The sequence below is a fragment of the Kitasatospora sp. NPDC057965 genome, from assembly GCF_042887135.1.
In the GTDB taxonomy this organism is placed as follows: domain Bacteria; phylum Actinomycetota; class Actinomycetes; order Streptomycetales; family Streptomycetaceae; genus Kitasatospora.
The window spans coordinates 220,793-245,225 of sequence record NZ_JBHVPZ010000008.1; the positions used below are offsets into that span (position 1 = coordinate 220,793).

Annotated in this window: 17 protein-coding genes and 1 riboswitch; of the genes, 13 read left to right on the top strand and 4 right to left on the bottom strand. The window is 73.3% G+C overall.

What is annotated here, in order from left to right:
• The first annotated feature begins 285 nt into the window (after positions 1–285).
• From ACFVVU_RS13215 to def, 4 genes are all read left to right on the top strand, one after another.
• Positions 286–1,746, top strand: coding sequence for an HD-GYP domain-containing protein (locus ACFVVU_RS13215; protein ID WP_387789828.1), 1,461 nt, complete (start codon positions 286–288; stop codon positions 1,744–1,746).
• Positions 1,747–1,889: 143 nt separating this feature from the next.
• Positions 1,890–3,179: an HD-GYP domain-containing protein gene (locus ACFVVU_RS13220; RefSeq protein ID WP_387789829.1), complete on the top strand. Its 1,290-nt coding sequence runs from the start codon at positions 1,890–1,892 to the stop codon at positions 3,177–3,179.
• A gap of 259 nt (positions 3,180–3,438) precedes the next feature.
• Positions 3,439–4,428 (top strand): tetratricopeptide repeat protein, encoded by a 990-nt coding sequence (locus ACFVVU_RS13225; protein WP_380681859.1) that lies wholly within the window; start codon positions 3,439–3,441, stop codon positions 4,426–4,428.
• Between the two features lie 51 nt (positions 4,429–4,479).
• Complete coding sequence (gene def / locus ACFVVU_RS13230; RefSeq protein WP_380681858.1) at positions 4,480–5,091, top strand: peptide deformylase; 612 nt, start codon at positions 4,480–4,482, stop codon at positions 5,089–5,091.
• Between the two features lie 76 nt (positions 5,092–5,167).
• Here the strand turns inward: def and ACFVVU_RS13235 are convergent, their stop codons facing one another.
• Complete coding sequence (locus ACFVVU_RS13235) at positions 5,168–6,181, bottom strand: LacI family DNA-binding transcriptional regulator (protein ID WP_355363843.1); 1,014 nt, start codon at positions 6,179–6,181, stop codon at positions 5,168–5,170.
• 183 nt (positions 6,182–6,364) lie between these two features.
• Between ACFVVU_RS13235 and ACFVVU_RS13240 the strand changes: the two genes are divergently transcribed.
• From ACFVVU_RS13240 to ACFVVU_RS13260, 5 genes are all read left to right on the top strand, one after another.
• Positions 6,365–8,176: a glycoside hydrolase family 13 protein gene (locus ACFVVU_RS13240; RefSeq protein ID WP_387789786.1), complete on the top strand. Its 1,812-nt coding sequence runs from the start codon at positions 6,365–6,367 to the stop codon at positions 8,174–8,176.
• A complete protein-coding gene (locus tag ACFVVU_RS13245; protein WP_387789788.1) occupies positions 8,173–9,516 on the top strand; it encodes an alpha/beta hydrolase in 1,344 nt (447 codons plus the stop codon). The genes ACFVVU_RS13240 and ACFVVU_RS13245 overlap by 4 nt, the downstream gene beginning before the upstream one ends.
• A gap of 94 nt (positions 9,517–9,610) precedes the next feature.
• Positions 9,611–10,930 carry an extracellular solute-binding protein gene (locus tag ACFVVU_RS13250; protein WP_387789789.1) on the top strand — a complete coding sequence of 440 codons (1,320 nt, stop codon included), beginning with the start codon at positions 9,611–9,613 and terminating at the stop codon, positions 10,928–10,930.
• 48 nt (positions 10,931–10,978) lie between these two features.
• Positions 10,979–12,580 carry an ABC transporter permease subunit gene (locus ACFVVU_RS13255; RefSeq protein ID WP_387789791.1) on the top strand — a complete coding sequence of 534 codons (1,602 nt, stop codon included), beginning with the start codon at positions 10,979–10,981 and terminating at the stop codon, positions 12,578–12,580.
• Positions 12,577–13,437 (top strand): sugar ABC transporter permease, encoded by an 861-nt coding sequence (locus tag ACFVVU_RS13260; protein WP_380681853.1) that lies wholly within the window; start codon positions 12,577–12,579, stop codon positions 13,435–13,437. Before ACFVVU_RS13255 ends, ACFVVU_RS13260 begins: the two co-directional genes overlap by 4 nt.
• A 21-nt stretch (positions 13,438–13,458) precedes the next feature.
• Here the strand turns inward: ACFVVU_RS13260 and ACFVVU_RS13265 are convergent, their stop codons facing one another.
• From ACFVVU_RS13265 to ACFVVU_RS13275, 3 genes are all read right to left on the bottom strand, one after another.
• Positions 13,459–14,514 (bottom strand): ferritin-like protein, encoded by a 1,056-nt coding sequence (locus ACFVVU_RS13265; RefSeq protein WP_387789792.1) that lies wholly within the window; start codon positions 14,512–14,514, stop codon positions 13,459–13,461.
• A gap of 235 nt (positions 14,515–14,749) precedes the next feature.
• The gene (locus tag ACFVVU_RS13270; protein WP_380681849.1) at positions 14,750–15,769 is read right to left on the bottom strand and encodes a ribonucleotide-diphosphate reductase subunit beta; all 1,020 of its coding nucleotides are present in this window, start codon (positions 15,767–15,769) and stop codon (positions 14,750–14,752) included.
• Entirely contained in the window at positions 15,769–18,174 is a 2,406-nt protein-coding gene (locus tag ACFVVU_RS13275) for a ribonucleoside-diphosphate reductase subunit alpha (protein ID WP_387789831.1), read from the bottom strand. Before ACFVVU_RS13275 ends, ACFVVU_RS13270 begins: the two co-directional genes overlap by 1 nt.
• A 179-nt stretch (positions 18,175–18,353) precedes the next feature.
• A riboswitch (cobalamin riboswitch) is annotated at positions 18,354–18,495 on the bottom strand.
• Positions 18,496–18,650: 155 nt separating this feature from the next.
• Here ACFVVU_RS13275 and ACFVVU_RS13280 point away from each other — a divergent pair.
• The 4 genes from ACFVVU_RS13280 (at position 18,651) to ACFVVU_RS13295 (ending at position 24,432) form a co-directional block, all read left to right on the top strand.
• Positions 18,651–19,766 carry a hypothetical protein gene (locus ACFVVU_RS13280; RefSeq protein ID WP_387789794.1) on the top strand — a complete coding sequence of 372 codons (1,116 nt, stop codon included), beginning with the start codon at positions 18,651–18,653 and terminating at the stop codon, positions 19,764–19,766.
• A 222-nt stretch (positions 19,767–19,988) separates the two neighbouring features.
• Positions 19,989–21,506: a glycosyltransferase family 2 protein gene (locus ACFVVU_RS13285; protein WP_387789796.1), complete on the top strand. Its 1,518-nt coding sequence runs from the start codon at positions 19,989–19,991 to the stop codon at positions 21,504–21,506.
• Positions 21,503–22,618 (top strand): glycoside hydrolase family 26 protein, encoded by a 1,116-nt coding sequence (locus ACFVVU_RS13290; protein ID WP_387789797.1) that lies wholly within the window; start codon positions 21,503–21,505, stop codon positions 22,616–22,618. Before ACFVVU_RS13285 ends, ACFVVU_RS13290 begins: the two co-directional genes overlap by 4 nt.
• Complete coding sequence (locus ACFVVU_RS13295; RefSeq protein WP_387789799.1) at positions 22,618–24,432, top strand: glycosyltransferase family 39 protein; 1,815 nt, start codon at positions 22,618–22,620, stop codon at positions 24,430–24,432. The genes ACFVVU_RS13290 and ACFVVU_RS13295 overlap by 1 nt, the downstream gene beginning before the upstream one ends.
• The last annotated feature ends 1 nt before the right edge of the window (position 24,433 follow it).

Consider the following 24,433-nt stretch of genomic DNA (forward strand, 5'->3'; position numbering starts at 1 on the left):
GGAGCGGATGCTCCCGGGGCCGTCGTCCGTCCGCGTCCCCCGAGGCCCTGGCGTGCCGTCACTCGTTCGGGTGAGTTGGCGGCGTGCCAGCAGCGGCATTGCGCGATCACGCGTCCCGGCGCGGGAGCGGCGCCCTATCCTCCTGACGGACGCTCACCGCCGCCCGTGCGCCGCCGCCTCGGCGAGCGCGGGCGGCCGGCGGCCCGGGACGGCGGGCCAGGGCGACGCGGGCCGGCACGCGGGGAGGTCGATTTCACCATCGCTACCGACAGTGGAGACGCGGACCTGCCGCCGGGCGCGGCGCGCTACCTGGTGGCCGTGCCGGCGGTGGCGCTGTGCTGCCTGCTGCCGCTGCTGCCGTTACCCGCCCCGGTGCCCCGGGCGCACTGGCTGGGCGCCCCGGTGGACTGGCCGAAGGTCGGGCTGCTGGCCTTCCTGCACACCTGCTGGGAGTCGCTCGCCCAGGGCCTGTCGACGCCCTGCCTGCGGTTGGCCCGGCTGCTGCTGCGCCGTCCGCCGCTGCGACCGCGCAGGCCGGTGCGGCCCGGCGTCAACGCCTTCTTCCCGGTGCTGTTCGCCGGGGTGCTGATGCTGCCGCCGGCCGCCGCCGGGCTGGTGGCCGTCCCGGCCGCGCTGCTCGGGGCCGCCGAGTCGGAGGGCCCGCGGCGCCAGGCGTGGAACGGCGCGCAGCTCGCGCTGTCCGCCTTCACGGCCTCGGCGGTGTTCCACCTGCTGGCCGGTCCGCAGCTGCTGCTCGGCTCCCGCTTCCCGGCCGCGCTGCTGCCCGCGTTTGCCGCGCTCGGGGCGTTCTGCCTGGTCAACGGTGTTCTGGTGGGCGGCATGCGGGTGCTGGCGGAGGGCCGGCGACCGGCCGAGCTGCTGCGCGACGCGTCCGCCGCCGCATGGGTGCCGGTGCTGCTGCACGCGGCGGGCGGGCTGATGCTCGCCGTGCTGTGGCAGGGCCCGTACGGCGCGTTCGCGGCGCTGCTGGCCCTGCTGCCGCTGTCCGTCTCGGCGTGGGTGTTCGCCCAGGGGCACCGGGAGCGCGACGCCCACCAGGCGACCGTCCGGGCGCTGGTCCAGGCGGTGGAGATCAAGGACGCCTACACCCGGGGCCACAGCGAACGGGTCGGCCGGGCGGCGGTGCTGATCGCCGATCAGCTGGGCATGGAGGCCGAGCGGCTGCGCACCCTGCGTTACGCGGGCATCCTGCACGACGTCGGCAAACTCGGCGTCGCCACCGAGCTGCTGCGCAGAAACGGTCCCCTGACCGAGGCGGAGCGCCGGGCCGTCGAGGTGCACCCGGTGCACGGGTACGAGCTGGTGCGTGGGATCGCCTTCCTCGGCGAGGCGCACGCCGGGATCCTGCACCACCACGAGCGGATGGACGGCCGCGGCTACCCGGCCGGGCTGGCCGGCGAGCAGATCCCCGAGTTCGCCCGGATCATCTCGGTCGCCGACGCCTTCGACTCGATGACCTCCACCCGGTCCTACCGGCGCGGCCGGCCGGTCACCGAGGCGGTCGCCGAGCTGGAGCGCTGCTCGGGCAGCCAGTTCGACCCGGTGATGGTGCGGGCGCTGGTGGACGCGCTGGCCGTGCACGACTGGCAGCCGGTGCTGCCGCCCCCGGACTGCATCAAGGCGGTGCCGGACATCCCGCTCGGCGTGCCCGAACCGGCGCCCCGGGCGGCGCCGCGCGGGGTGCCCGCCCAGGGTGGCGGCGTGCCGACGACCGGGCCCTCATGAGCACCCGGCACGGTGAGCGGCCGGGCGATGGGCGCCCGGGGGGCGCGAAGCCGGGCGCGTCGGCCGTACCGGGAGGCGCGCGCCGGCAGTCGGGCGCCGGGCGTGCGGGTGCGCGGCTTGGGTGCGCCGGCGCGGTGTGCGCTGTGCACGGTGCGGCGCTCGCGCTGCTGGCGGCGTCCCTCGGGGCGGTGGCGGTGCGTGGTCCGGCCGAACCGGGCGTGGCGCTGGCCTTCACCGCGCTGATCGCCCTCGGCGAGTGTGTGCGGATCACTCTTCCGGGCGACCGCGAGCAGGCGCCGATCGGGGCGGCGGGCGCGCTGGCGTACGCGCTGCTCGGGCCGCTGCGCGGGCTGCCGGCCGGGCCCGGGGTGCTCCAGGTGGTGGCCGTGACCGGCGTCGGCCTGCTGCTGGCACTGCTGCCGGCGGCGGCGGGCCGGGCGGTGGGACGGTCGGCGGCCGGTGCGCCCGGGGCCGGACGGTCCGGGCCGGCGCCGTGGCACGAGTGGGCCCGGCGGGACGGTGCGGCGCGCCGGCTGCTCGGGGCGGGCTTCGCGGCCGCCGTGTTCCAGCCGCTCTACAACAGCGGCGTGGTCGACCGGTTCTCCGCCGACGGCCCGGCGTACGGCGCGTTCCTGACGGCGGTGGCCGCGCTGGCCGCGCTCTGCGACGCGGTGCTGGCGGCGCTGCTGCGGCGGGCCCGCGGCGGGCTGCGGTTCCCGGCGGCGCTGGAGGACGAGCTGCGCTCGCTGTTCGGGGTCGGCACGGCGATCGCCGCCACCGGCATGCTGGTGAGCCTGGCCGCGGGGGAGGTCGGGCTGTGGGCGCTGCCGCTGTTCTGCGCGCCGCTGCTGCTGGCCCAGGTGTCGTTCCGGCGGGCGGCGGCGGTGCGGGCCACCACCGGGCAGACCATCGCCAGCCTGGCCAAGGCCACCGAGGTGGCCGGGTACACGCCGCCGGGGCACGCCCGGCGGGTCGCCGACACGGCGTGCGCGGTCGGCCGCGAGCTGGGTCTCGGCACCCGTGAGCTGGCGCTGCTGGAGTACGCGGCGCTGATGCACGACGTCGGGCAGCTGTCGCTGGTGGAGCCGGTGCCGGACGGGGCGACGGCGCTGCTGCCGGACCAGGAGCAGCAGCGGATCGCCCGGCTGGGCAGCGAGGTGATCCGGCGCACCGGGGTGCCGCGGCGGGTGGCCGAGCAGGTCGCCCGGCTGGCCGACCCGTTCCCCGGGCCGGACGGCGGCGGGCGCCCGGTGCCGCTGGCGGCGCGGATCATCCGGGTGGCGAACGCGCACGACGACCTGCTCACGGCGGCCCGGGGGCGCGGCGTGGGGGAGGCGGTGGGCCGGCTGGAGGTGCTGGAGGCGCTGCGGCTGGAGCGGGGACGGGTGTACGACGCGAGGGTGGTGGACGCGCTGGTGCGGGTGCGCGGCTGAGCGCGCCCCGCGGCTCCGGCGCCCGCGGACGGGCCGGGCCGGGGCCGTCCGGGGTTGAGGCGCCGGGACCGGACGGGCAGGCTGGGGGAGGGGCCGGAAACGGGCCGGGACGGAACCGGGCAACCCCGGCGGTGGGGAGCGCGGGCGGCGGCCGTCGTGGTTGGATGCGGTCGTAGCGTGGAAAACCGACCCGGGACACCGGGCCCGTGACGCGGGAGCGGTCGCGGGACTTGAGCGGACGACGACGGCAGGGACGAACGTGAGGATCTTCCACCGGGCACGGCACCGGCCGTCCGCCACCTGGCGGCAGACGACCGACCGGGCTTTCACGCTGATCGGCGACGGCCGCTACGAGGACGCCGGCGCCCTGCTGGTGATGGCGGCCGACCTGGAGCCGTGGCTGTCGGACTCGTGGTTCAACCTGGCACTGCTGCACAAGTTCCGGCGCGACTGGGAGCAGGCCCGGGCGGCCGGGCTGCGGGCGGTGGCGCTGTTGGACCGCGAGCAGGGCGCCCCGGACTGGTGGAACCTCGGCATCACCGCGACCGCGCTGCAGGACTGGCCGCTGGCCCGCCGGGCCTGGCAGGCGTACGGGCTGAAGCTGCCCGGCGGCCCGGGCGGGCGCGAGGAGGGGCCGGTCAGCCTGGACCTCGGGACCACCCCGGTGCGGCTCTCCCCGGACGGCGAGTCCGAGGTGGTGTGGGGCCGCCGGCTCGACCCGGCCCGGATCGAGGTGCTGTCGATCCCGCTGCCGTCCTCCGGCAGACGCTGGGGCGAGGTGGTGCTGCACGACGGCGCCCCGCACGGCGAGCGGGTCACCGACGGGGTCGCCTACCCGGTGTTCGACGAGATCGAGCTGTGGGCGCCGTCCCCGGTGCCGACGTACGTGGTGCTGTTGCAGGCGGCGACCGAGGCGGACCGGGACGCGCTGGAGCGGCTGGTCGCCGACGCCGGCTACGCGGCGGAGGACTGGACGTCCTCGGTCCGGCTGCTGTGCCGGGCCTGCTCGGAGAGCCGGATGGCCTCCGACGACGGGCACACCGCCCACCACGACCCGCACGACGACGGGGACGCCGCGCACCCCGGCCACCTCAGCCACCTGAGCCCCGGCGCGGGCGGGATGTCCTGGCTGGCCGAGCGCGAGTGCGGGATCGCCGCCCCGGCGCACCTGGTGCGGGTACTGCTGGACCGCTGGGCCGCCGCGTCGCCGGGAAGCCGGGCCTACCGGGATCTCGAAGAGGTCTGCTGAGCGCGCTGAGTACCCTGGTGCGGTACGCGTAGGCCTATGGAAGCGGAAGACATGGCGGAGCAGGACCAGCACGAGCACGACGAGACCCCGAAGGTGGTCGGCGAGCAGCCGGACCTCTCCAAGGGCACGGCGCGCCCGATCACCGTCTACGGCAACCCCGTGCTGCACCGCGAGGTGAAGGACGTGACGGCCTTCGACGGCGAGCTGTCCGCGCTGATCGACGACATGTTCCAGTCGATGTACGCGGCGGAGGGCGTGGGCCTGGCCGCCAACCAGATCGGCGTGGACCTCAAGGTCTTCGTCTACGACTGCCCGGACGACGAGGGCGTGCGGCACATCGGCCACGTGGTCAACCCGGTGCTGGAGGAGTTCCCGAAGGACCGCAAGCGGGTGCTGGACGACGGCAACGAGGGCTGCCTGTCGGTGCCGACCGCCTACGCCGAGCTGCCCCGCCCGGACTACGCGGCGGTGACCGGCCAGGACAAGGACGGCAACCCGGTCCGGGTCGAGGGCACCGGCTTCTTCGCCCGCTGCCTGCAGCACGAGACCGACCACCTGTTCGGCTTCCTCTACATCGACAAGCTGTCGAAGCGGGACCGCAAGGACGCCCTGCGGCAGATGGCCGAGGGCACCGCGCGCTACGCGACCGTCCCGAACGACTGACGCCGCCCGGAAGCCGACGGAGGGCCGGTGAGCAGCAGCTCACCGGCCCTCCGGCGTGTCCGGCGGGTGTCCGGGGTCAGCCGCGGGAGCGGGCGGTGGAGTCCCGGGCGACCAGGACGGGGGTGAACAGGTAGTCCCGGGCCCGGCCGCCGTGGCCCTCCAGCTGGCGCCAGAGCGCGTCGGCGACGGCGGCGCCCATCTCGTCGATCGGCTGGCGGACGGTGGTGAGCGGCGGGTTGCTGTGGGCGGCGAGGTAGCAGTCGTCGTAGCCGATCACCGAGAGGTCGCCGGGGACGCTGCGGCCGGCCTCGCGGGCGGCCTGGACCACGCCGAGGGCCATCAGGTCGCTGCCGGCGATCACGGCGGTGACGTCCGCGTCGAGCAGTTGGCGGGCGGCCGCCGCGCCGCCGGCGATGGAGTAGGCGGACTCGGCGTACCAGTCGGCGGGCGGCTCCCCGCCGAGCAGCTCGCGCATCGCCCGCCGGTAGCCGTCCAGGCGGTTGAGCGAGGGGCGCAGATAGCCCTGGCCGCCGGCCAGGCCGATCCGGCGGTGGCCGAGTTCGCGCAGGTGGGCGACGGCGATCCGGGCGCCGAGCGCCTCGTCGGTGGCGACGGTGGGGACGGCCAGACCCTCCACCCGGCCGCTGACCAGCACCATCGGGATGCCGCGTTCGTGCAGCAGCCGGTAGAAGCCGTGGTCGGCGTTCGGGTTGGCGTGCCGCCCGGAGACCAGGACCAGGCCGGAGACGCCCTTGCGGAGCAGCACGTCGATGTAGCCGAGTTCGGCGGTGCCCTGGCGGGTGGAGGTGCCGACCACGGCGGTGAGGCCGTGCTTGGCGAGCTGCACCTCGATCGCGGAGGCGAGCAGCGGGAAGACCGGGTTGTCGAGTTCGGGGACGACGATGCCGATCAGCGCGCCCTGGTGCGGGTCGTAGCCCTGGTCGGGCTGCCAGCCGAGCTCCCGCATGGCCTCGGCGACCTTCACCTTGGTGTCGTCGGAGACGCCCGGCCGGTCGTTGATCACCCTGCTCACCGAGGCGGCGCTGACGCCTGCCCGGGCGGCGATGTCGCGCAGTGACGGGCCGCTCAATTGGTCCTCCGGTCTGGTCTGGCCTGCATCCTACAAAGCCCGGCGCGGCGGGTCGCACACCAGGATGAAACAATCTTAGCAACGTATTGCGCAACAGTTTCATCATCGTTACGGTTCCCTCGTCGGCTCCGGAAAGCGGAATGTCGGCATCCGTTAACCTGTGCACCCGCCCCGAGGAGTCCCATGGACCCGGCCAGCAGCCACCGCCTCGCCGCCCGCCACCAGCCGCACCACGACGGGTCCGCGCGGTACGTCGGCGACCTCGCCCCGCGCCTCGGGCAGCACGTCGACCTGCTGGTCCGGGTGCCCGCGGGCCAGGACGTCGAGCGGGTGTTCCTGCGCTCCGTCCCGGACGGCGAGCCGCACTTCACGCCCGCCGTCGTCGACCGCACCGACGACACCGGGGCCACCTGGTGGCGGGCCGCCCTGGAGATGGTCAACCCGGAGATGAACTACCGGTTCTGGCTGCACACCCCGGACGGCGGGCGCTGGCTCACCGCCGCCGGCCTGCACGACCACGACCTGCCCGACGCCACCGACTTCCGCCTCACCACCCACCCCGCGCCGCCCGCCTGGGCCGCGGACGCGGTGGTCTACCAGATCTTCCCGGACCGCTACCACCGCTCCGGCGACTCCCCGCTCGCCACCTGGGCCGGCCCGGCCGACTGGGACACCCCGCTGCGCACCGGCGACGCCGAGGCCCTCCAGCAGATGTACGGCGGCGACCTCTGGGGCGTGGTGCGCAAGATCGACCACATCCAGCGGCTCGGCGCCACGGTGATCTATCTGACCCCCTTCTTCGAGGGCCGCTCCAACCACCGTTACGACGCCGTCTCCTTCGACCGGGTCGACCCCGCGCTCGGCGGCGACGAGGCGCTGATCGCCCTCACCACCGAGGCGCACCGGCGCGGCATCAAGGTGATCGGCGACATCACCCTCAACCACTCCGGCGACCGGCACGACTGGTTCCGCACCGCGCAGGCCGACCCGAAGAGCCCGGAGGCCGGCTTCTACTTCTTCGGTGACGGCGGCCCGGACGACTACGCGACCTTCCTCGGCGTGCGCACCCTGCCGACCTTCGACCACCGCTCCGCCGAACTGCGCCGCCGCCTCTACGAGGGCCCCGACTCGGTGATCGCCAAGTACCTCGGCGCGCCCTTCCACCTGGACGGCTGGCGGGTCGACGTGGCGCAGATGGCCGGCCGCCGCGGCGACGTCGAACTCAACCACCTGGTCGCCACCACCGCCGCCGCCACCGTCCGGGCCGCCAACCCCGACGCCGTCCTGCTCGCCGAGCACCAGCACGACGCCTCGCTCGCCCTGGCCGGCGACGGCTGGCAGGGCACCATGAGCTACGCCGGCTTCACCCGCCCGGTCTGGAGCTGGCTCGTCGAGAAGCACGACCAGAAGGACTTCTGGGCCGTCCCCGGTCCGATCCCCGACTACGACGGCGCCCGGCTGCGCGCCACCATGACGGCCTTCGGTGCCGCGCTGCCCTGGCGCAGCCGCGCCCACAACCTGACCCTGCTGGACTCGCACGACACCGCCAGGTTCCGCACCTTCGCCGGCCCGGAGCGCCAACTGCTCGGCGCGGCCCTGCTGTTCACCCTGCCCGGCATCCCCATGGTGTTCTCCGGCGACGAGGTCGGGGTGCTGGGCGAGGGCCTGGAGGAGGGCCGCAAGCCGTTCCCCTGGGACGAGTCCGCCTGGGACCAGCAGACCTGGCGCACCTACCGGGACCTGGTCCGGCTGCGCCGCGGCCACAGCGCGCTGACCGGCGGCGGGCTGCGCTGGCTGGTCGCCGAGGGCGACGTCCTGCTGTTCGAGCGGGAGGACGAGCGGGAGCGGATCCTGGTGCAGATCAGCCGGGCCGACCACCCGCCGGTGGCCGGCGAGTGGCACGCCACCCACCTGCTCGGCGGCCCGCAGCTGGTCCCCGGCCGCGACCTGCCCTGCGAGGGCCCGGCCGTGCACGTCTGGTCGGTGGCCCGATGAGCGAGACCACCGTGCGCCGCGGCCGGATCGAACGGATCCCCGGCTTCCGCTCCGAGCTGCTCGGCAACGAACGGGACCTGCTGGTCCACCTGCCGCCCGGCTACGACGACCGGCCGGACGCCGACTACCCGGTGCTCTACCTCCACGACGGCGGGCAGGTCTACGACCAGGGGCAGCAGCCCACCTGGGCGGTGGACCGGACGCTGGAGGCGCTGTACGCCGAGGGCCTGGTCCCCGAACTGATCGCCGTCGCCGTGCCCAACGCCGGCGCCGACCGGGGCGTGGAGTACTCGCACGTCGCCGAGTACTGGCGCACCCCCGGCACCCCGCTGAAGGGCCACCGCTACGAGGCCTTCCTGACCGACGAGGTCAAGCCGTTCGTCGACGCCCGCTACCGCACCAGGACCGGCCCGGAGCACACCGCGCTGATGGGCTCCTCGATGGGCGGCCTGGTCACGTACCACATCGCCTTCCGCCGCCCCGAGGTCTTCGGCCTGGCCGCCGTCCTCTCCCCGTTCCTCACCCACGTCGACCCGGACGGCCTCGGCGAGAAGGTGGTGCACGAGCACTACCGGCGGCGCGGGCCGCGGCGGATCTGGCTGGACATCGGCGGCCTGGAGGGGCTGATCATGGCCCGGCCCGCCCGCGAGCTGGCCGGCCGGCTGGTCGACGAGGCCGGCTACACCTCCGGCGCCGACCTGCTCTACTACGAGGACCCGGACGCGCCGCACCACGAGAACGCCTGGCGCCCGCGTGCCCGGCACGCGCTGCTGCACCTGTTCGGCGCGCCCTCCCCGGTGCGCACGCTCACCGTCGAGCCGGAGGTCCTGCTCGCGCCCGGCGAGACCTGGAGCGCCGTCAACCCGGTCGCGGTCCGCGCCGACGGCGTGCGCTACACCGCGCTGGAGGCCGGCTACCGGGTCGAGCGCCCCGAGGTGGCGGCCGTCTCCCCGCACGGCGGGCTGACCCCGCTGGCCGCCGGGCGGACGGCGGTCACCGTCCGGGCGCACGGGCTGGCCGCGCGCACCGAGGTCGCCGTCCTGCCCGAGCTGCCCGCCCACCCGGTCCTGGAGGTCACCGTGACCGTCCCGCCCGGAACCCCCGACGACGCCCCCGTGATGTTCGGTCCGCTGCCCTGCGCCCCGGCCGGCCCGGGCCGGTTCCGCGGCCGGATCGCCGTCCCGCGCGGCACCGGCTTCGACGGCGGCATCTCGCGCGGCTGGGGCCTGGACGCCGTCGACGCCGACGGCCGGCGGGTGCTGCACCCGCTGCGGGTCGACCGCGACACCCGGCTCGACCTCACCGTCGAGCGCTGGCACCGGCCGGCGGACGGCATCTGACCCGCGCCCCCGCAGGCCGCCCCCGCGGGCCGCCCCCGCGGCCCGCCCCGCGACCCAACCCCCGCACCCCTCCCGGACGAAGGAGTCTCGGACCATGCGCCACCGGATCACCCGCCACCGGATCATCAGCCCCCGCAGAACCGCCGCCCTCGGCCTGCTCGCCCTGCTGGCCACGGCCTGTGGCGGCACCTCCCCCTCGGCCGGCCCCGCGCCCGCCGGCGGCACCGCCGCCGCGGACGGACCGATGACCGCCCCGCCGATCGCCGCCGCCGAGGGCGACCTGGTGATCTGGGCCCAGACCCAGCAGGCCGCCGCCCTGCAGCCGCTCGCCGACCGCTTCGGCAAGGAGCACGGCGTCAAGGTCACGGTCGCCCCGCAGTCCGTCAACACCCAGCAGGCCTACGTCACGGCCACCAACGCCGGCAAGGGCCCCGACCTCGTCGTCGGCGCCTCCGACTGGCTCGGCAACCTGGTGCAGAACGGCACGGTCGCCCCCGTCCCGCTGACCACGCAGCAGAAGGCGCTGTTCCAGCCCGCCGCCCTCGCCGCCGTCGCCCAGGACGGCCAGCAGTACGGCCTGCCGTACGCGACCGAGACCCTGGTGCTGTTCCGCAACACCGAACTGACCCCGGCCGCGCCCGCCACCTTCGAGGACCTCGCCGGCACCGCCGCCGAGGCCGTCCGCGCCGGCAGGGCGGAGGTCCCGCTGGCGCTGCCGGTCGGCCAGCAGGGCAACGCCTACGCCCTGCAACCGCTGTTCACCTCGGCCGGCGGCTATCTGTTCGGCGCCAAGCCGGACGGCGGCTGGGACACCGCGGACCTCGGGGTCGGCGGCCCCGGCTCGATCGCGGCAGGTGAACTGTTCAAGCAGTACGGGGAGAAGGGCGCCGGGCTGTTCAACCGCTCGGTGGACACCAACGCCATCTCGCTGTTCACCGGGCGCAAGTCGCCCTACCTGGTGGCCGGGCCGTGGGCGCTGGGCCAGGTCAAGCAGGCCGGCCTGCCGTACGCCATCTCTCCGGTGCCCGGCTGGGCCGGCAAGGGACCGGCCCGCCCCTTCATCGGCGTGCAGGCCTTCTACCTCTCCGCCAAGACGAGGAACCAGCCGCTCGCCCAGGAGTTCCTGCTGCGCGCCATCGGCTCGGAGGAGGGCCAGCTGGCGCTCTACCAGGCCTCGCCGGAGCCGCCGGCGCTGACCTCCGCCCTCGCCAAGGTCTCCGCCGACGACCCGGACATCGGCGCCTTCGCGGCCGCGGGCGCGGCCGGGCAGCCGCTGCCGGCCATCCCCGCGATGAACGCGATCTGGGGACCGCTCGGCCAGGCCGAGGCGAGCATCGTGGCCGGCGCCGACCCGGCGGAGACCATGCGCCAGGCCGGCGAGGCGATCCGCGCCGCCCTCGGCGCCGGCCACTGACACTCCCCGGCGCCCCGCGCCCCTCCCGGACGGACCAGGGACCACCCCATGACCTCCCCCACCCTTCAGGACAGCAGGCGTCCGGCCCGCCCCGCCGACGCCCCGATCCGCCCGCCCCGCCGGGCCGGCGCCCTGACCGCGCAGCTGGTGAAGCTCGCCCTGCTGTCCGGGGTCGCCGCACTCGCCCTGTTCGCCGCGCCCAAGCTCTACGGGGCCGGCCACTGGGCCGGCCTCGGCGTCCTCGCCGCCGGGACCGGGGCCACCTTCTGGATCTACCTCTCGCCGCGCCGGCTCGCCGCCAAGTACCTGCTGCCGGCCACCGTGCTCTTCCTGGCCTTCGTGGTCTACCCCGTGCTCCACATCGTCGCGGTCTCCTTCACCGACTACGGGGACGGGCACCTGCTCACCAAGGACCAGGCCGTCCGCACCCTGGTCGACAACTCGGTGGAGCCCGTCCCCGACGGCCCCTCGTACACGCTCACCGTCGCCGCCGAGCCGGCCGGCGGCCCGCTCGTCCTGCTGCTCACCGACCCGGCGACCGGCCGGACCGAGGCCGGCACCGCGCGCGGCCTGGCCCCCGCCCCGGCCGGGACCGCGACCGCTCCCGACGGCCGGGTGACCACCGCGCCGGGCCTGCGGATCCTCACCATCGGCCAGGTCAACGCCCGGGCCCAGGAGCTGAAGGGGCTGCGGGTCCCGGTGGACGGCGGCTTCGTGATCGGCCAGGGACTCTCCTCGGCCACCACCGCCCGGCCCACTCTGACGTACGACGGCCGGGCCGACACCCTCACCGACACCCGCAGCGGGACCGTCTACCGCGCCGAGGACGGCCGCTTCACCGCCACCGACGGCTCCGGGCGGACCCTGACCACGGGCTGGCAGCGCACCGTCGGCTTCGCCAACTTCACCGCCGTGCTCACCAGTCCGGCCGTGCGCGGCCCCTTCCTCTCCGTGCTCGCCTGGACCTTCGGCTTCGCCGCGCTCTCCACCGGCGCCTCCTTCGCGCTCGGCCTCGGCCTCGCCTTCACCCTGCACCACCCGAGGTTGCGCGGGCAGCGGGCCTACCGTTCGCTCCTGCTGCTGCCGTACGCGATGCCCGCGTTCATCGGAATCCTGATCTGGCAGAGCATGTACAACCGGGACTTCGGGCTGCTCAACCAGCTGTTGCACACCCGGATCGACTGGCTCGGCGACACCTGGAGCGCGCGCTTCGCGGTCGTCCTGACCAGCCTGTGGCTCGGCTTCCCCAACATGCTGCTGATCTGCACCGGCGTGCTGCAGTCGATGCCGGCCGAGCTGAACGAAGCCGCGCGGATCGACGGCGCCGGGCCGTGGACGGCCTTCCGGGCGGTGACCTTCCCGCTGCTGCTGGTGGCCGCCTCGCCCGTGCTGATCTCCTCCTTCGCCTTCAACTTCAACAACTTCAACGCCGTCCAACTGCTCACCGGCGGCGGCCCGTTCGACGGCGCCGGCGGGACGGCCGGCTCCACCGACATCCTGATCAGCTACACCTACCGGGTGGCCTTCGGCGGACAGGGCGCCCAGTACGGCTTCGCCGCCGCCCTGTCGATCTTCATCTTCCTGCTGGTCGGCCTGATCACCCTGGTGGGCTTCCGCCGCACCCGGGCCCTTGAGGAGCTGAACGCATGACCACCACCGCCCGATGGCTGCGCCGGTTCGGCTGGCGGCACCTGGTCGCCGTCCTCGCCGTCTGCTTCGCGCTGTTCCCGCTGCTGTTCGTGTTCTCCGCCGCGCTCAACCCGCTCGGCACCCTGCAGTCCTCCACGCTGCTGCCCGAGCACGCCTCGTTCGCCAACTTCACGGCGCTGTTCACCGACGAGCAGTACCCGTTCGGCCGCTGGCTGCTCAACACGGCGCTGATCTGCGGCAGCTTCGCCGTGCTCAACGTGCTGCTCGGGGTCTGCTCGGCGTACGCGTTCTCCCGCTTCCGCTTCCGGGGCCGGCGGGTGGGGCTGCTCACCGTCCTGCTGGCGCAGATGTTCCCGCAGTTCCTCGCGGTCGTCTCGCTCTACCTGCTGTTCGCCGGGATCGGCGACGTGCTGCCGGTGATCGGCCTGGACACGCCCTGGGGACTGCTGCTGGTCTACCTGGGCGGGGCGATGGGTGTGAACACCTGGCTGATGAAGGGGTACCTGGACACCATCCCGAAGGAGATCGACGAGGCCGCCAAGGTGGACGGGGCCGGGCACGCGCAGATCTTCTTCCGGATCATCCTGCCGCTGGCCGCGCCGATGCTGGTGGTGGTCGGGATCCTCTCGCTGACCACCGCGCTGAACGACGTCATCCTGGCCGGCATCTTCCTGACCTCCAACGAGTCCAAGACGGTGGCGGTCGGCCTCTACGGGATCATCTCCGGCCAGCAGGACCAGAACTACGGCCTCTTCGCGGCCGGGGCGCTGGTCACCTCGCTGCCGGTGATCCTGGTCTACCAGTTCCTCCAGCGCTACCTCGCCCAGGGCCTCACCGCCGGCTCGGTCAAGGGCTGAGCCGGCGGCGGGCCCGCGGCGTCAGCCGGTGACGAACAGCCACTCCGGGCCGTAGGTGAAGCGGGGGTCGACGGGCAGCTTGATGCTGTTGATCTTCTGGGCGGTGCCGCGCAGCTGCCCCATCAGGCCGATCGCCGGGAAGATGTCCGCCCCAGTGGGGCCCCAGGCGGCCTCCAGGGCGCGCAGCATGTCGCTGTACTGCTGGTTGAAGGTGTGCAGGAGGGCGGCGGTGGGCGCGTCGGGCGCGTTGGGGGAGTCGGCCCAGCCGCCCTGGGGGACCCGGCCGACCGGGAAGGTGTCCGGCAGGGGCACGTCGGCGCCGATGAAGTCGAACTTCCCCGTCTGCTCGTCGAGGACGAACTTCTTGCCGACGGCGATCTCCTTGAACGCGTAGTAGTGGGCGAGTTCGCCCGGAGCGCCGGGGAAGGGGTTCTCGGGGGAGGTGGTGGTGCCCTCGCCCTGGGCCTGGATGACGTGGATGGCGCTCAGGACGTCGCCGAGGGCGTTCATCGGGACGATGTCGTTGCCGGCCCCGTGGCTCGACCCGAGCGGGAAGCTCACCTGCTGCCGGCCGGTGAGCAGGTGGGCGAACTTGGGGAAGACGTCGGCGATCCGCTGGTAGAAGGCGCCGATGGTGTTGCCGTCCGCGGCGAAGCCGAGCGGGTGCTCGGGCTTCTCGATGGCGGCGAACAGCGCGGCGGAGTCGCGGCTCAACCCGCTGAGGAACACCTCAAGCCCGGGATTCACCCCACCGGGCAGCTCCCCGGGGTACTTGGGAACGGTGAGCGGGTCCGTGAGCACGACGGTGCCGCCGATGCTGGTGAGCATGTTGGCGACCAGGCCGAAGTGCGACATCTCGTCGAAGACGATCTCGCGGATGGTGTGCCGCACCGGCTTGCTGTTGTCCGGATCGGTGATCGACCACAGCGCGGTCGCGTACGGCGGAATGGTCGACAACTCCAGCATGATCGCCCGCTGCAGCGCGTCCTTGAGCTCCTGCTCGGTCCAGTCGTCCTCCGCGATGTTCATGAGCTGGACGATCGCGTCGCTCTCGTAGTCCAGAACCCCGGTGGCCATATTGCGTCCCCTTCCGATCGGTCGTGGCCGGACCGTAGCCCCGAACCGATCGCCCACGGACACGTCCCCCCGGTGTGCCCCCCGAGTTCATCCGGACAGCCCCCGCCTCCCTTCCCCGGCAAGAGGACGGGTGGCCGCCCTGCCCGGCGAGGGCGCCGGGCGGGGCGGGAGTCATCGGCCCGTTCAAAGGAACAGGGGGAGCACCGAGCGGTGCTCCCCCTCCGGACCCCGGTTCCTAGAAGTCGTCGTCGAAGGAGACCGAGCCCTCGACGGCGACCTGGTAGGCGGAGACCCGGCGCTCGAAGAAGTTGGTCAGCTCCTGGACGTTCTGCAGCTCCATGAAGCCGAACGGGTTCGTCGAGCCGTACCGGACCGGCAGGCCGAGGCGCGCGAGGCGCTGGTCCGCCACAGCCTGGAGGTACTCCCGCATCGAGGCGGTGTTCATGCCGGGGAGGCCGTCACCGCACAGGTCCTGGGCGAACTGGAGCTCGGCCTCGACGGCCTCCTCCAGCATCTCGGTGACCTGCTTGGCCATCTCGTCGTCGAAGAGGTCGGGCTCCTCCTCGCGGACGGTGTCGACCACCGACATGGCGAAGTCCATGTGCATGGACTCGTCGCGGAACACCCAGTTGGTGCCGGTCGCCAGGCCGTGCAGCAGGCCCCGGCTCCGGAACCAGTACACGTACGCGAACGCGCCGTAGAAGAAGAGGCCCTCCACGCACGCCGCGAAGCAGATCAGGTTCAGGAGGAACGCGCGGCGGTCCTCCTTGGTCTGCAGCGAGTCGATGTGGTCGACCGCGTTCATGTACTTGAAGCAGAACTGGGCCTTCTGGCGGATGGAGGGGATGTTCTCCACCGCGGCGAAGGCCGCGTTGCGGTCCTCCGGGTCGGGCAGGTAGGTGTCCAGCAGCGTCAGGTAGAACTGGACGTGCACGGCCTCCTCGAACAGCTGCCGGCTCAGGTAGAGCCGGGCCTCCGGGGAGTTGATGTGCTTGTACAGGCTCAGCACCACGTTGTTGGAGACGATCGAGTCCCCGGTGGCGAAGAACGCCACCAGCCGGCCGATGAGGTGGCGCTCGCCCTCGCTCAGCTTCGCCAGGTCGGCGACGTCCGAGTGGAGGTCCACCTCCTCGACGGTCCAGGTGTTCTTGATCGCGTCGCGGTACCGGTCGTAGAACGACGGGTAGCGCATCGGGCGCAGCGTCAGCTCGAAGCCGGGGTCGAGCAGCATCTTGTCGCGGTCTTCGGAGCTCATTACTGGCAGGCCTCGCAGGACTCGGGGTTCTCCAGGGAGCAGGCCAGCGCGGCCTCCTCCTCCGGGGTGAGGGTCGGCGTGTTCACCGGAACGGGCGCGGCGGCGCGGGCCGTGCCCGACGCGGCCTGGGCGATCCGGGTGGCCGGGCGCGAACGCAGGTAGTAGGTGGTCTTCAGACCGACCTTCCACGCGTAGGCGTACATCGAGCTGAGCTTGCCGATGGTCGGCGCGGCCATGAACAGGTTCAGCGACTGGCTCTGGTCGATGTACGGCATGCGGGCCGCGGCCAGGTCGATCAGCGCGCGCTGCGGCAGCTCCCAGGCGGTGCGGTACAGCGAGCGGATCTCGGCGGGCAGCCAGCCGAGCTCCTGCACCGAGCCGTTGGCGTCGCGCAGCGCGTCGCGGGTCTGCTGGTCCCAGACGCCCAGCTCCTTGAGGTCGCGCACCAGGTACGGGTTGACCTGGAGGAACTCACCGCTCAGGGTCTCGCGCTTGAACAGGTTGGACACCTGCGGCTCGATGCACTCGTACACACCGGCGATGGACGCGATGGTCGCGGTCGGCGCGATGGCCAGCAGCAGCGAGTTGCGCAGGCCGGTGGTGGCGATCCGGGCGCGCAGCGCGGCCCAGCGGTCGGCCCACTCGGGGGCGGCCGACGGGAAGTGGTCGATGTGCAGCTCGCCGCGGGCGGCGCGGGTCTCGCCGTAGGCCTCGTGGCGGCCCAGCTGCTCGGCCAGGTCGGCGGAGCGCTCGTACGCGGTGAGCATGATGCGCTCGGCGATGAGCGTGGACAGCCGCGCGGCCTCGGCGGAGTCGAAGTCGATCCGCAGCTTGAAGAAGACGTCCTGCAGGCCCATCACGCCCAGGCCCACCGGGCGCCAGCGGGAGTTGGAGGCGCCGGCCTCGGGGGTCGGGTAGAAGTTGATGTCCACCACGCGGTCGAGGAAGGTGACGGCGGTGCGGACGGTGGCGTCCAGGCGCTCCCAGTCCAGCGCGTTCAGCAGGTCGTCGGCGGTGGCGCCGTCGGCGACGTGGGCGCCGAGGTTGACCGAGCCGAGGTTGCAGACGGCGGTCTCGGAGTCGTCGGTGACCTCCAGGATCTCGGTGCAGAGGTTGGAGCTGTGCACCGTGCGGCCCGGCAGCGCGGTCTGGTTGGCGGCGCGGTTGGAGGCGTCCTTGAAGGTCATCCAGCCGTTGCCGGTCTGCGCCAGGGTGCGCATCATCCGGGCGTAGAGGGTCTGCGCGGGGATGGTGCGCACGGCCTTGCCGGCCAGCTCGGCCTTGCGGTAGGCCTCGTCGAACTCCTCGCCCCACAGGTCGACCAGCTCGGGGACGTCGGCGGGGGAGAACAGCGACCAGTCGGCGTTGGCGTTGACCCGGCGCATGAACTCGTCCGGGATCCAGTGCGCCAGGTTGAGGTTGTGCGTGCGGCGCGCCTCCTCACCGGTGTTGTCGCGCAGCTCCAGGAACTCCTCGATGTCGGCGTGCCAGGCCTCCAGGTAGACGCAGGCCGCGCCCTTGCGGCGGCCGCCCTGGTTGACGGCGGCGACCGAGGAGTCCAGGGTGCGCAGGAAGGGCACGATGCCGTTGGACTTGCCGTTGGTGCCGCGGATCAGCGAGCCGCGCGAGCGGATCCGGGAGTAGGACAGGCCGATGCCGCCGGCGTGCTTGGACAGCCGGGCGATCTGCGCGTAGCGCGAGTAGATCGAGTCCAGGTTGTCCAGCGGGGAGTCCAGCAGGTAGCAGCTGGACATCTGCGGGTGCCGGGTGCCGGAGTTGAAGAGGGTCGGCGAGGAGGTCAGGTACTCCAGCCGGCTCATCAGGCGGTAGAGCTCGGCGACCTCGGCGACCGACTGCTCGGTGTCGCCGACCGCCAGGCCGCAGGCGACGCGGAGCAGGAAGTACTGCGGGGTCTCGACGACCTTGCGGGTGATCGGGTGGCGCAGCAGGTAGCGGGACTGCACGGTGCGCAGGCCGAAGTACTCGAAGCGGTCGTCGCCCCGGGGGTCGACCAGGGCGTCCAGGGCGGCGGTGTGCTTGGCGACGAAGTCGGCGGTGGTGTCGCCGATCAGGCCCTCGGCGTGGCCGACCGCGATCGAGGTGGAGAACGAGACCACGCCCTGGCTCGCCGCCTCGTCCACGATCTCCAGCGCGAGCAGCCGGGCCGCGAGCTTGGAGTACTGGGGGTCCTCGGCGATCATCGACGCGGCGGCGTCGACGGCCAGCCCGCGCAGCTCGGCGAAGTCCGAGCCGGCGTGGCGGCCGCGCAGCGCGGCGGCGGCGACATGGCCGGGGTCGACCTGGGGGAGGTCGGTGCTGCGGTCGGTCAGGAGGCGCAGGAGCGCACCGCCGGGGTCGGAGACCGTCGGGTCGGCGGGGGCGGAGCTGGAACCCTGGGCGGGCAGGGTGGCTGAGGCAGCGGTGGTCAAGGCGCTCTCTCCTGGCGGCGGTCGACGGCGGTGGCTCGGGCCGGGCCGTTCGGGGCAGGGGAACTCGCCACGCGGGCCCGAAGGCGCCGCGCGTGCCGTCCCCGGCCCGCCCGCGAGGCCCGGAAGGTGGTGCTGGTGCCATGGCCCCTGCGGGGAGGCTTCGGCACGCCGTCGGCAGGTACTCGGACTCGCGGCACGCCCGGGGAGGCGGCCGCACACCGCTGCGGGGCAGTCCCGGATTCGCACCGGGTTCCCCTGCGTCGACAGCAGGGACGAGCATACATCTAGTGGTGCTCGCTCGATGCGACACCACATCTTGTGCAGCGTGGCGTGTTGCTCCCATGACCGGTGGTACCGGGACGGTCCTGTGGGCGCCTGCGCGGGGCTGTGTTCTGAAACGGATTGGTCACCGATCGGCCTCTCGTCCGGTGCATGCCCTACGATCTCGGCACATGAGCGAGGGAACGGGCGCTCCGGGGGACTGGGCCGGTAGGGCCGTGCCGCCGGAGCAGGGTCAGCAGCCTGGCGTGCCGGGGCAGGTGCCGCAGCAGGGGCAGCCGCCGGTGGCGCCGCCCGGCGGCTTCGGGCCGCCTCCGACGCCGTACGCGCAGCCGGGAGGGGTGCCGCCGCAGGCTCCTCCGCCGGGGGTGCCGCACCTGCCGTCCGGCACGGTGCCGTACCCGCAGCCGGGGCCGGTGCCCGCGCCCCAGCCCGGGCCGCCGCCCGTGTCGCAGCCGCCGCAGCCGCAGCCGGCGGCCGGTGGGCCGACCCCGTTCGCCCCCCAGTGGCCCCAGCAGGGCGCCCAGCCGCCCGCGCCGTCCGCGACCGAGCCGGACTGGAACGCGATGGCGGACCGGCACGCCTCCGAGTCCCGCCGCCGCAAGCGGCGGTGGATCGGCGCCGTGGTGGCGGCCGCCGTCCTGGTCGGCGGGGTCGTCGGGGCCGCGGTGTGGATCAACGGCCGCGACAAGGGCACCGACGCCAAGCCGACCGTGAGCGCGTCCACCACGGCCGGCAGCCCGTCCGCCACGGCCACGCCCACCGAGCAGGCGCTGGCGGTGATCTCCGACGCCGCCACCGACAAGCTGCCGGTCGACGCCGCGACGCTGTTCCCGGACCAGACCCGGACCGTCGACGGCAAGGTGTGGACCCGTCAGGTGACCGGCGCGACCGCCCCCTGCTCCAAGGCGACCACCGGCGGGCTCGGCCTCGCGCTCGGCGACGACACCTGCCGCTCGCTGGTCCGCGCGACGTACGTGAACGGCGAGAGCGCCGTCACGGTCGGCGTCGCGGTCTTCGACAACAAGGCGGGCGCGGACCGGGCACTCGGCCGGCACGCCGGCCTGATCCAGGGCCTGTCCGGCACCGGGGTCGCGATGTTCTGCGTGACCGACAAGTCGGGCTGCGCCGAGACGCACGCGGCGATCGGCCGCTTCGGCTACTTCACGGTGGCCGGCTCGCTGAAGCAGGGCGAGGACCAGAGCGACCAGCTCGCGGCCGCCGCCGCCGCCTCGCTGGCGGGGCGTACGAAGGACGTGCTGCTGGCCCGGGGTTCGCGCGCCGGCTGACCGTCGGTCAGGGGGGCGGCGCCCCGGGGGCGGTCGGTCGGGTGAGCCCGAGGCGGTCGGATAGGATGACCGCCCTCGGGGGAGGGATGTGCCCCCCGTGGCCGCCCGGACGGGGAATCAGCGAGCAGGAGGTACCGCGCGGTGAGCGCTGCCGCCAATGCGACCACCAGACGGCGCAGAGCGGCGGGCCGCAGGCGCGGAACGGGCGAACCCGTTCCGGACATGCTGCTGCCGGCGCCGCCCACTTCGCAGGAGAAGTACAGCTACACCATCCGCCACCAGTGGGTGCTGACCCTCTGTTCGATGGTGAGCTTCGGCTGCCTGGTGCTCAGTCAGGCCGAGCTGTACCTGCTGGGGTCGTGGTTCTGGCTCTGTGTGCCGTTCCTGTTCTTCACGGTCGTCTACTACGTGGTGTCGCTGCGCGTGAACAGCTTCACGCCCAACTTCGACATCAGGGAGCACCGCCGGCTGGTCCGGCAGTGGGATCCCGCCGAGTACCCGACGGTGGACGTCTTCCTGCCGGTCTGCGGCGAGCCGATCGAGGTGCTGCACAACACCTGGACGTACGTGCGCAAGCTGGCCGAGCACTACCCGGGCCTGGTCATGCCGTACGTGCTGGACGACGCGGCGAGCCCGGAGGTCGAGGCGATGGCCGCCGACTTCGGGTTCCGCTACGGGGTGCGGGAGAACCGCGGCTGGTTCAAGAAGGCCGGCAACCTGCACTACGGGTTCGGCCGCTCGGACGGCGAGTTCATCCTCATCCTGGACGCCGACTTCGCGCCCCGGCACGACCTCCTGCACGAGGTGCTGCCGTACCTGCAGCGGGACCCGAAGCTGGGCATCGTCCAGTCGCCGCAGTTCTTCCGGGTGCTGGACTCGCAGAACTGGATCGAGCGCGGGGCCGGCGCCATCCAGGAGCTGTTCTACCGTTCGGTCCAGGTCGCCCGGCAGCGCAACGACGGCGCGATCTGCGTCGGCAGCTGCGCCGTCTACCGGCGGGCCGCGCTGGTGGAGAACGGCGGCACCACGCTGATCGCCCACTCCGAGGACGTGCACACCGGCTTCGACCTGCGGGCCCTCGGCTGGGACCTGCAGTACATCCCGGTGGCCCTGTCCACCGGGGTCTGCCCGGACAACGCCGCGGCGTTCCAGAACCAGCAGTACCGCTGGTGCATGGGCTCGATGTCGCTGATGACCAGCCGCAAGTTCTGGCGGACCAGGCTCGACTTCACCACCCGGCTCTGCTACATCTCCGGGTTCCTCTACTACATCCACACCGCGCTGCTGACCTTCGCGCTGCCGATGCTGCCGATCATGCTGCTGCTCTGGCGGCCGGACCTGCTGCAGGTCCAGCACCTGCTCCTGGTCATCCCGAGCCTGGTGTACGCGACCCTGATCTTCCCGCTCTGGCACCGGGCACCGTACCGGCTGGAGGCCTGGGCGGGCCGGATGATGTACGGCTGGGCGCACTTCTTCGCGGTCTGGGACCTGATCCGCGGGCGCCAGCGCGGCTGGCAGCCGACCGGCTCCGGCAAGGCCAGGAACCGGCAGCGGCGGTTCTGGGCCGGCATCGTCGTCTGGGGCGGGGGCACCGCGCTGGTCTGGGTCGTCGCGGCGGTCTACCGGATGTTCACGCTGTACCCGCTGGACTTCGCCCTGGTGCTCTCCTCGGGACTGTTCTACGCGGTGACGGTCGGCCGCATCCTCATCCAGCCCCGATCCCAGGACGCCGTGGCATGAGCCTCCCCATCAGCACCGCCGGCGCCGGCCGCCGGGCGAGTGCCGCACTGTTCCGCGCCCTCGCGGCGGCCCTGCTGGTGCTGCCGCTGGCTGCCTGCGACCTGCTCGCCGAGAAGCCGCTGGGCCCGGCGGCGGCCGGCGCCGCAGCTGCCGCGCCCTCCGCGGGGAGCGCGGCCGCCGCCGGCCCGTCGGCGGGGAGCACGGTCGGCACCGCGCCGGCCACGCCGGCCAGGACCGCCACCGCCGACGCCAAGCTGCCCTACGACGTCCGCCCGCTGCTCAAGCCGGTGAACAAGTACCTGGGCGTGGCCGTCGACGGCGCCCCGCAGTCGATGGCCGGCGTCGACGAGTTCGCCGGCCGGATCGGCAAGCGGCCGAACATCGTCGAGTACTACTCGGGCTGGGGCGACGAGTACGACGTCAACGGCGTCACCAACGCCTGGCAGGGCGGGGCGCTGCCGTTCATCGCCTGGGAGCCCTACAAGACGCCGCTGGCCGACATCGCGGCCGGCAAGCACGACGACTACGTCAAGCGCTACGCGGCGGCCGTGCGCAACACCAATGTGCCGGTCGCGATCAGCTTCGCCCACGAGTTCAACGGCACCTGGTACGACTGGGGCACCAAGACCACCACGGCGGCCGACTTCGTCGCCGCCTACCGGCACCTGCACGATGTCTTCACCCAGCTCGGCGCCGGCCAGGTGATCTGGGTCTGGAGCCCGAACAGCATCAACCCGGTGCCGACGGTGCAGCTCAAGCCGTACTACCCCGGTGACACCTACGTGGACTGGGTGGGCATCGTCGCCTACTACACCCACCTCGAAGCCGGCACCTTCGACACCCTCTACACGCCCACCCTCACCCAGATCCGCACCTTCACCAACAAGCCGTGGATCATCGCCGAGACGGGTTCCGAGCCGGGCACCCGCAAGGTGTCCGACATCTACAACCTCGCCGCGAACGTGATCAAGCGTCCCGACTGCCTGGGCTTCATCTGGTTCAACCTCAACAAGGAGGTCGACTGGCGGATCGAGGGCGACCCGCAGTCCCAGAACGCCTTCAAGCAGGCGGTGTCCGACGGCCGCTACAGCTTCGATGTGAAGAGCCCCTGATGACGTCCATCCCCACACCCCGCAACCGCATCGCCGAGGACGCGCCGGTCCGGGTACCCGACACCGGCGGTTCGTGGTTCGAGAGCCGCCCGCCGTCGCCGCCACTGCCGCGACACGGGGAACGGCCCGAGGAGGGCGGGCGGTTCACCGAGGACCCGGCCGAGGGCGACCCGATCGACGAGGACCCACCCGAGGAGGACCCGGCCGAGGGCGACCCGATCGACGCCGACACCCCCGTCGAGGAGGATCCGGCCGAGGGCGGGCGCACCGACGGCCCCGGCTACACCCTGCCGCCGGTCCCCGAGGCCAGCTGGACGCTCGACCCGGGCCGCCGTCGCTCGTGGATCAGCCGCGCGCTGCTGCTGGGCATCCTGCTGATCCAGACCGCGATGTCCGTCCGGCTGTCGAACACCGCGTTCCAGGACGAGGCGCTCTACATGTACGCGGGCCACGCGCAGCTCTCGCACTGGCTCTACGGCACGCCCGTCCCGAAGGACTACAACACCTACTTCTCCGGTGCGCCGACCCTGTACCCGATCGCGGCCGCGGTGCTGGAGAACCACTTCGGCATGCTCGGCGTCCGGCTGTTCAGCCTGGCGTGCATGCTCGGCTCGACCGCCGTGCTCTACGGCTTCACCCGGCGCCTGTTCAACGAGCGGGTGGCGCTCGGCGCCGCGGCGATGTTCGCGGTGACCCAGTCCACCGTGGTGCTCGGCTTCTTCGCCACCTACGACGCACCGGCGGTGCTGCTGCTCGCCCTGGCGATCTGGCTGGTGGTGCGCACCGACCGGGCGCCCGCGGCGGCCGTCCTGCTCGCCGCGCCGTTCGCGGTGCTGGCGGTCGGGCTGAAGTACGCCTCGGCGCTCTACCTGCCCAGCCTGGTGCTGCTGGCGGTGCTGACCGGGCGGCGGGACCGCAACCGCCAGCCGCTGCTGCGCGGACTGCTGCTCGCGGGCGGCGCGGGCGGCCTGCTCTGGCTGGGGATGACCTTCACCGACGTCCTCAAGGGTGTCCGGGCGACCACCACCCAGCGCGCCCACGGCACCGAGCCGTTGACCGAACTGGCCCGCCAGTGCGTGGAGTTCGGCGGCCTGATGTTCGTCACCGCGGTCGGCGGCGCGGTCGCGTACGCGCTGCGCGGGCGGATGAACGAGTCGCCGCTGGTGCGCACCATGACCGGGCCCGGCCGCCGCCGCCGGATCCTGCTCGGCCTGCTGCTCACCGGCACCGCGCTGCTCGCCCCCGCCTACCAGATGCACCTCAACACCTCGGTGGCGCTGTACAAGCACCTCGGCTTCGGCCTGCTGTTCGCCGCCCCGATGGCCGGCATCGGCCTGGCCCGGCTGGTCGGCCCGCACTTCCGCCACCCGCAACTGGGCATCCTGCTCTGGGTGGTGACGCTGGCGCTCGGGCTCACCCAGTCGACCTGGCGGTTCGACACCTGGCCCGACTCCACCCGGATGACCGAGGTGGTCCGCCAGCATGTGACCAGCACCGGCCGCTACCTGGCCTCGGCCGACAACGTCCCGGTCTACTACACCCGCGACCTGACGCTGCAGAGCCAGTGGACCTCCACCTACGGCATCGGGTACGTCGACCAGGCGGGCGCGCTGCACACCGGCGACGACGGCTACCGGACCGCCATCGCGGACGGCTGGTTCGACCTGGTGGTGCTCGACGGCGTCGCCACCCCGGACACCGACCGGGTGGTGGCGGAGGCGATCGGGCAGAGCCCGCACTACCGGCTGCTCGGGCGCATTCCCTTCACGCACGTCGGTGGAACCGGGTACTACCGGATCTGGGTCAAACAGTAGC

What these genes read in the sequence shown, in the direction of transcription:
- def (WP_380681858.1), top strand. Translation starts at nt 4,480, where the DNA reads ATGGCGGAGCAGGACCAGCACGAGCACGACGAGACCCCGAAGGTGGTC.
- ACFVVU_RS13240 (WP_387789786.1), top strand. Translation starts at nt 6,365, where the DNA reads ATGGACCCGGCCAGCAGCCACCGCCTCGCCGCCCGCCACCAGCCGCAC.
- ACFVVU_RS13245 (WP_387789788.1), top strand. Translation starts at nt 8,173, where the DNA reads ATGAGCGAGACCACCGTGCGCCGCGGCCGGATCGAACGGATCCCCGGC.
- ACFVVU_RS13250 (WP_387789789.1), top strand. Translation starts at nt 9,611, where the DNA reads ATGCGCCACCGGATCACCCGCCACCGGATCATCAGCCCCCGCAGAACC.
- ACFVVU_RS13255 (WP_387789791.1), top strand. Translation starts at nt 10,979, where the DNA reads ATGACCTCCCCCACCCTTCAGGACAGCAGGCGTCCGGCCCGCCCCGCC.
- ACFVVU_RS13260 (WP_380681853.1), top strand. Translation starts at nt 12,577, where the DNA reads ATGACCACCACCGCCCGATGGCTGCGCCGGTTCGGCTGGCGGCACCTG.
- ACFVVU_RS13265 (WP_387789792.1), bottom strand. Translation starts at nt 14,514, where the DNA reads ATGGCCACCGGGGTTCTGGACTACGAGAGCGACGCGATCGTCCAGCTC.
- ACFVVU_RS13270 (WP_380681849.1), bottom strand. Translation starts at nt 15,769, where the DNA reads ATGAGCTCCGAAGACCGCGACAAGATGCTGCTCGACCCCGGCTTCGAG.
- ACFVVU_RS13280 (WP_387789794.1), top strand. Translation starts at nt 18,651, where the DNA reads ATGAGCGAGGGAACGGGCGCTCCGGGGGACTGGGCCGGTAGGGCCGTG.
- ACFVVU_RS13285 (WP_387789796.1), top strand. Translation starts at nt 19,989, where the DNA reads ATGCTGCTGCCGGCGCCGCCCACTTCGCAGGAGAAGTACAGCTACACC.
- ACFVVU_RS13290 (WP_387789797.1), top strand. Translation starts at nt 21,503, where the DNA reads ATGAGCCTCCCCATCAGCACCGCCGGCGCCGGCCGCCGGGCGAGTGCC.
- ACFVVU_RS13295 (WP_387789799.1), top strand. Translation starts at nt 22,618, where the DNA reads ATGACGTCCATCCCCACACCCCGCAACCGCATCGCCGAGGACGCGCCG.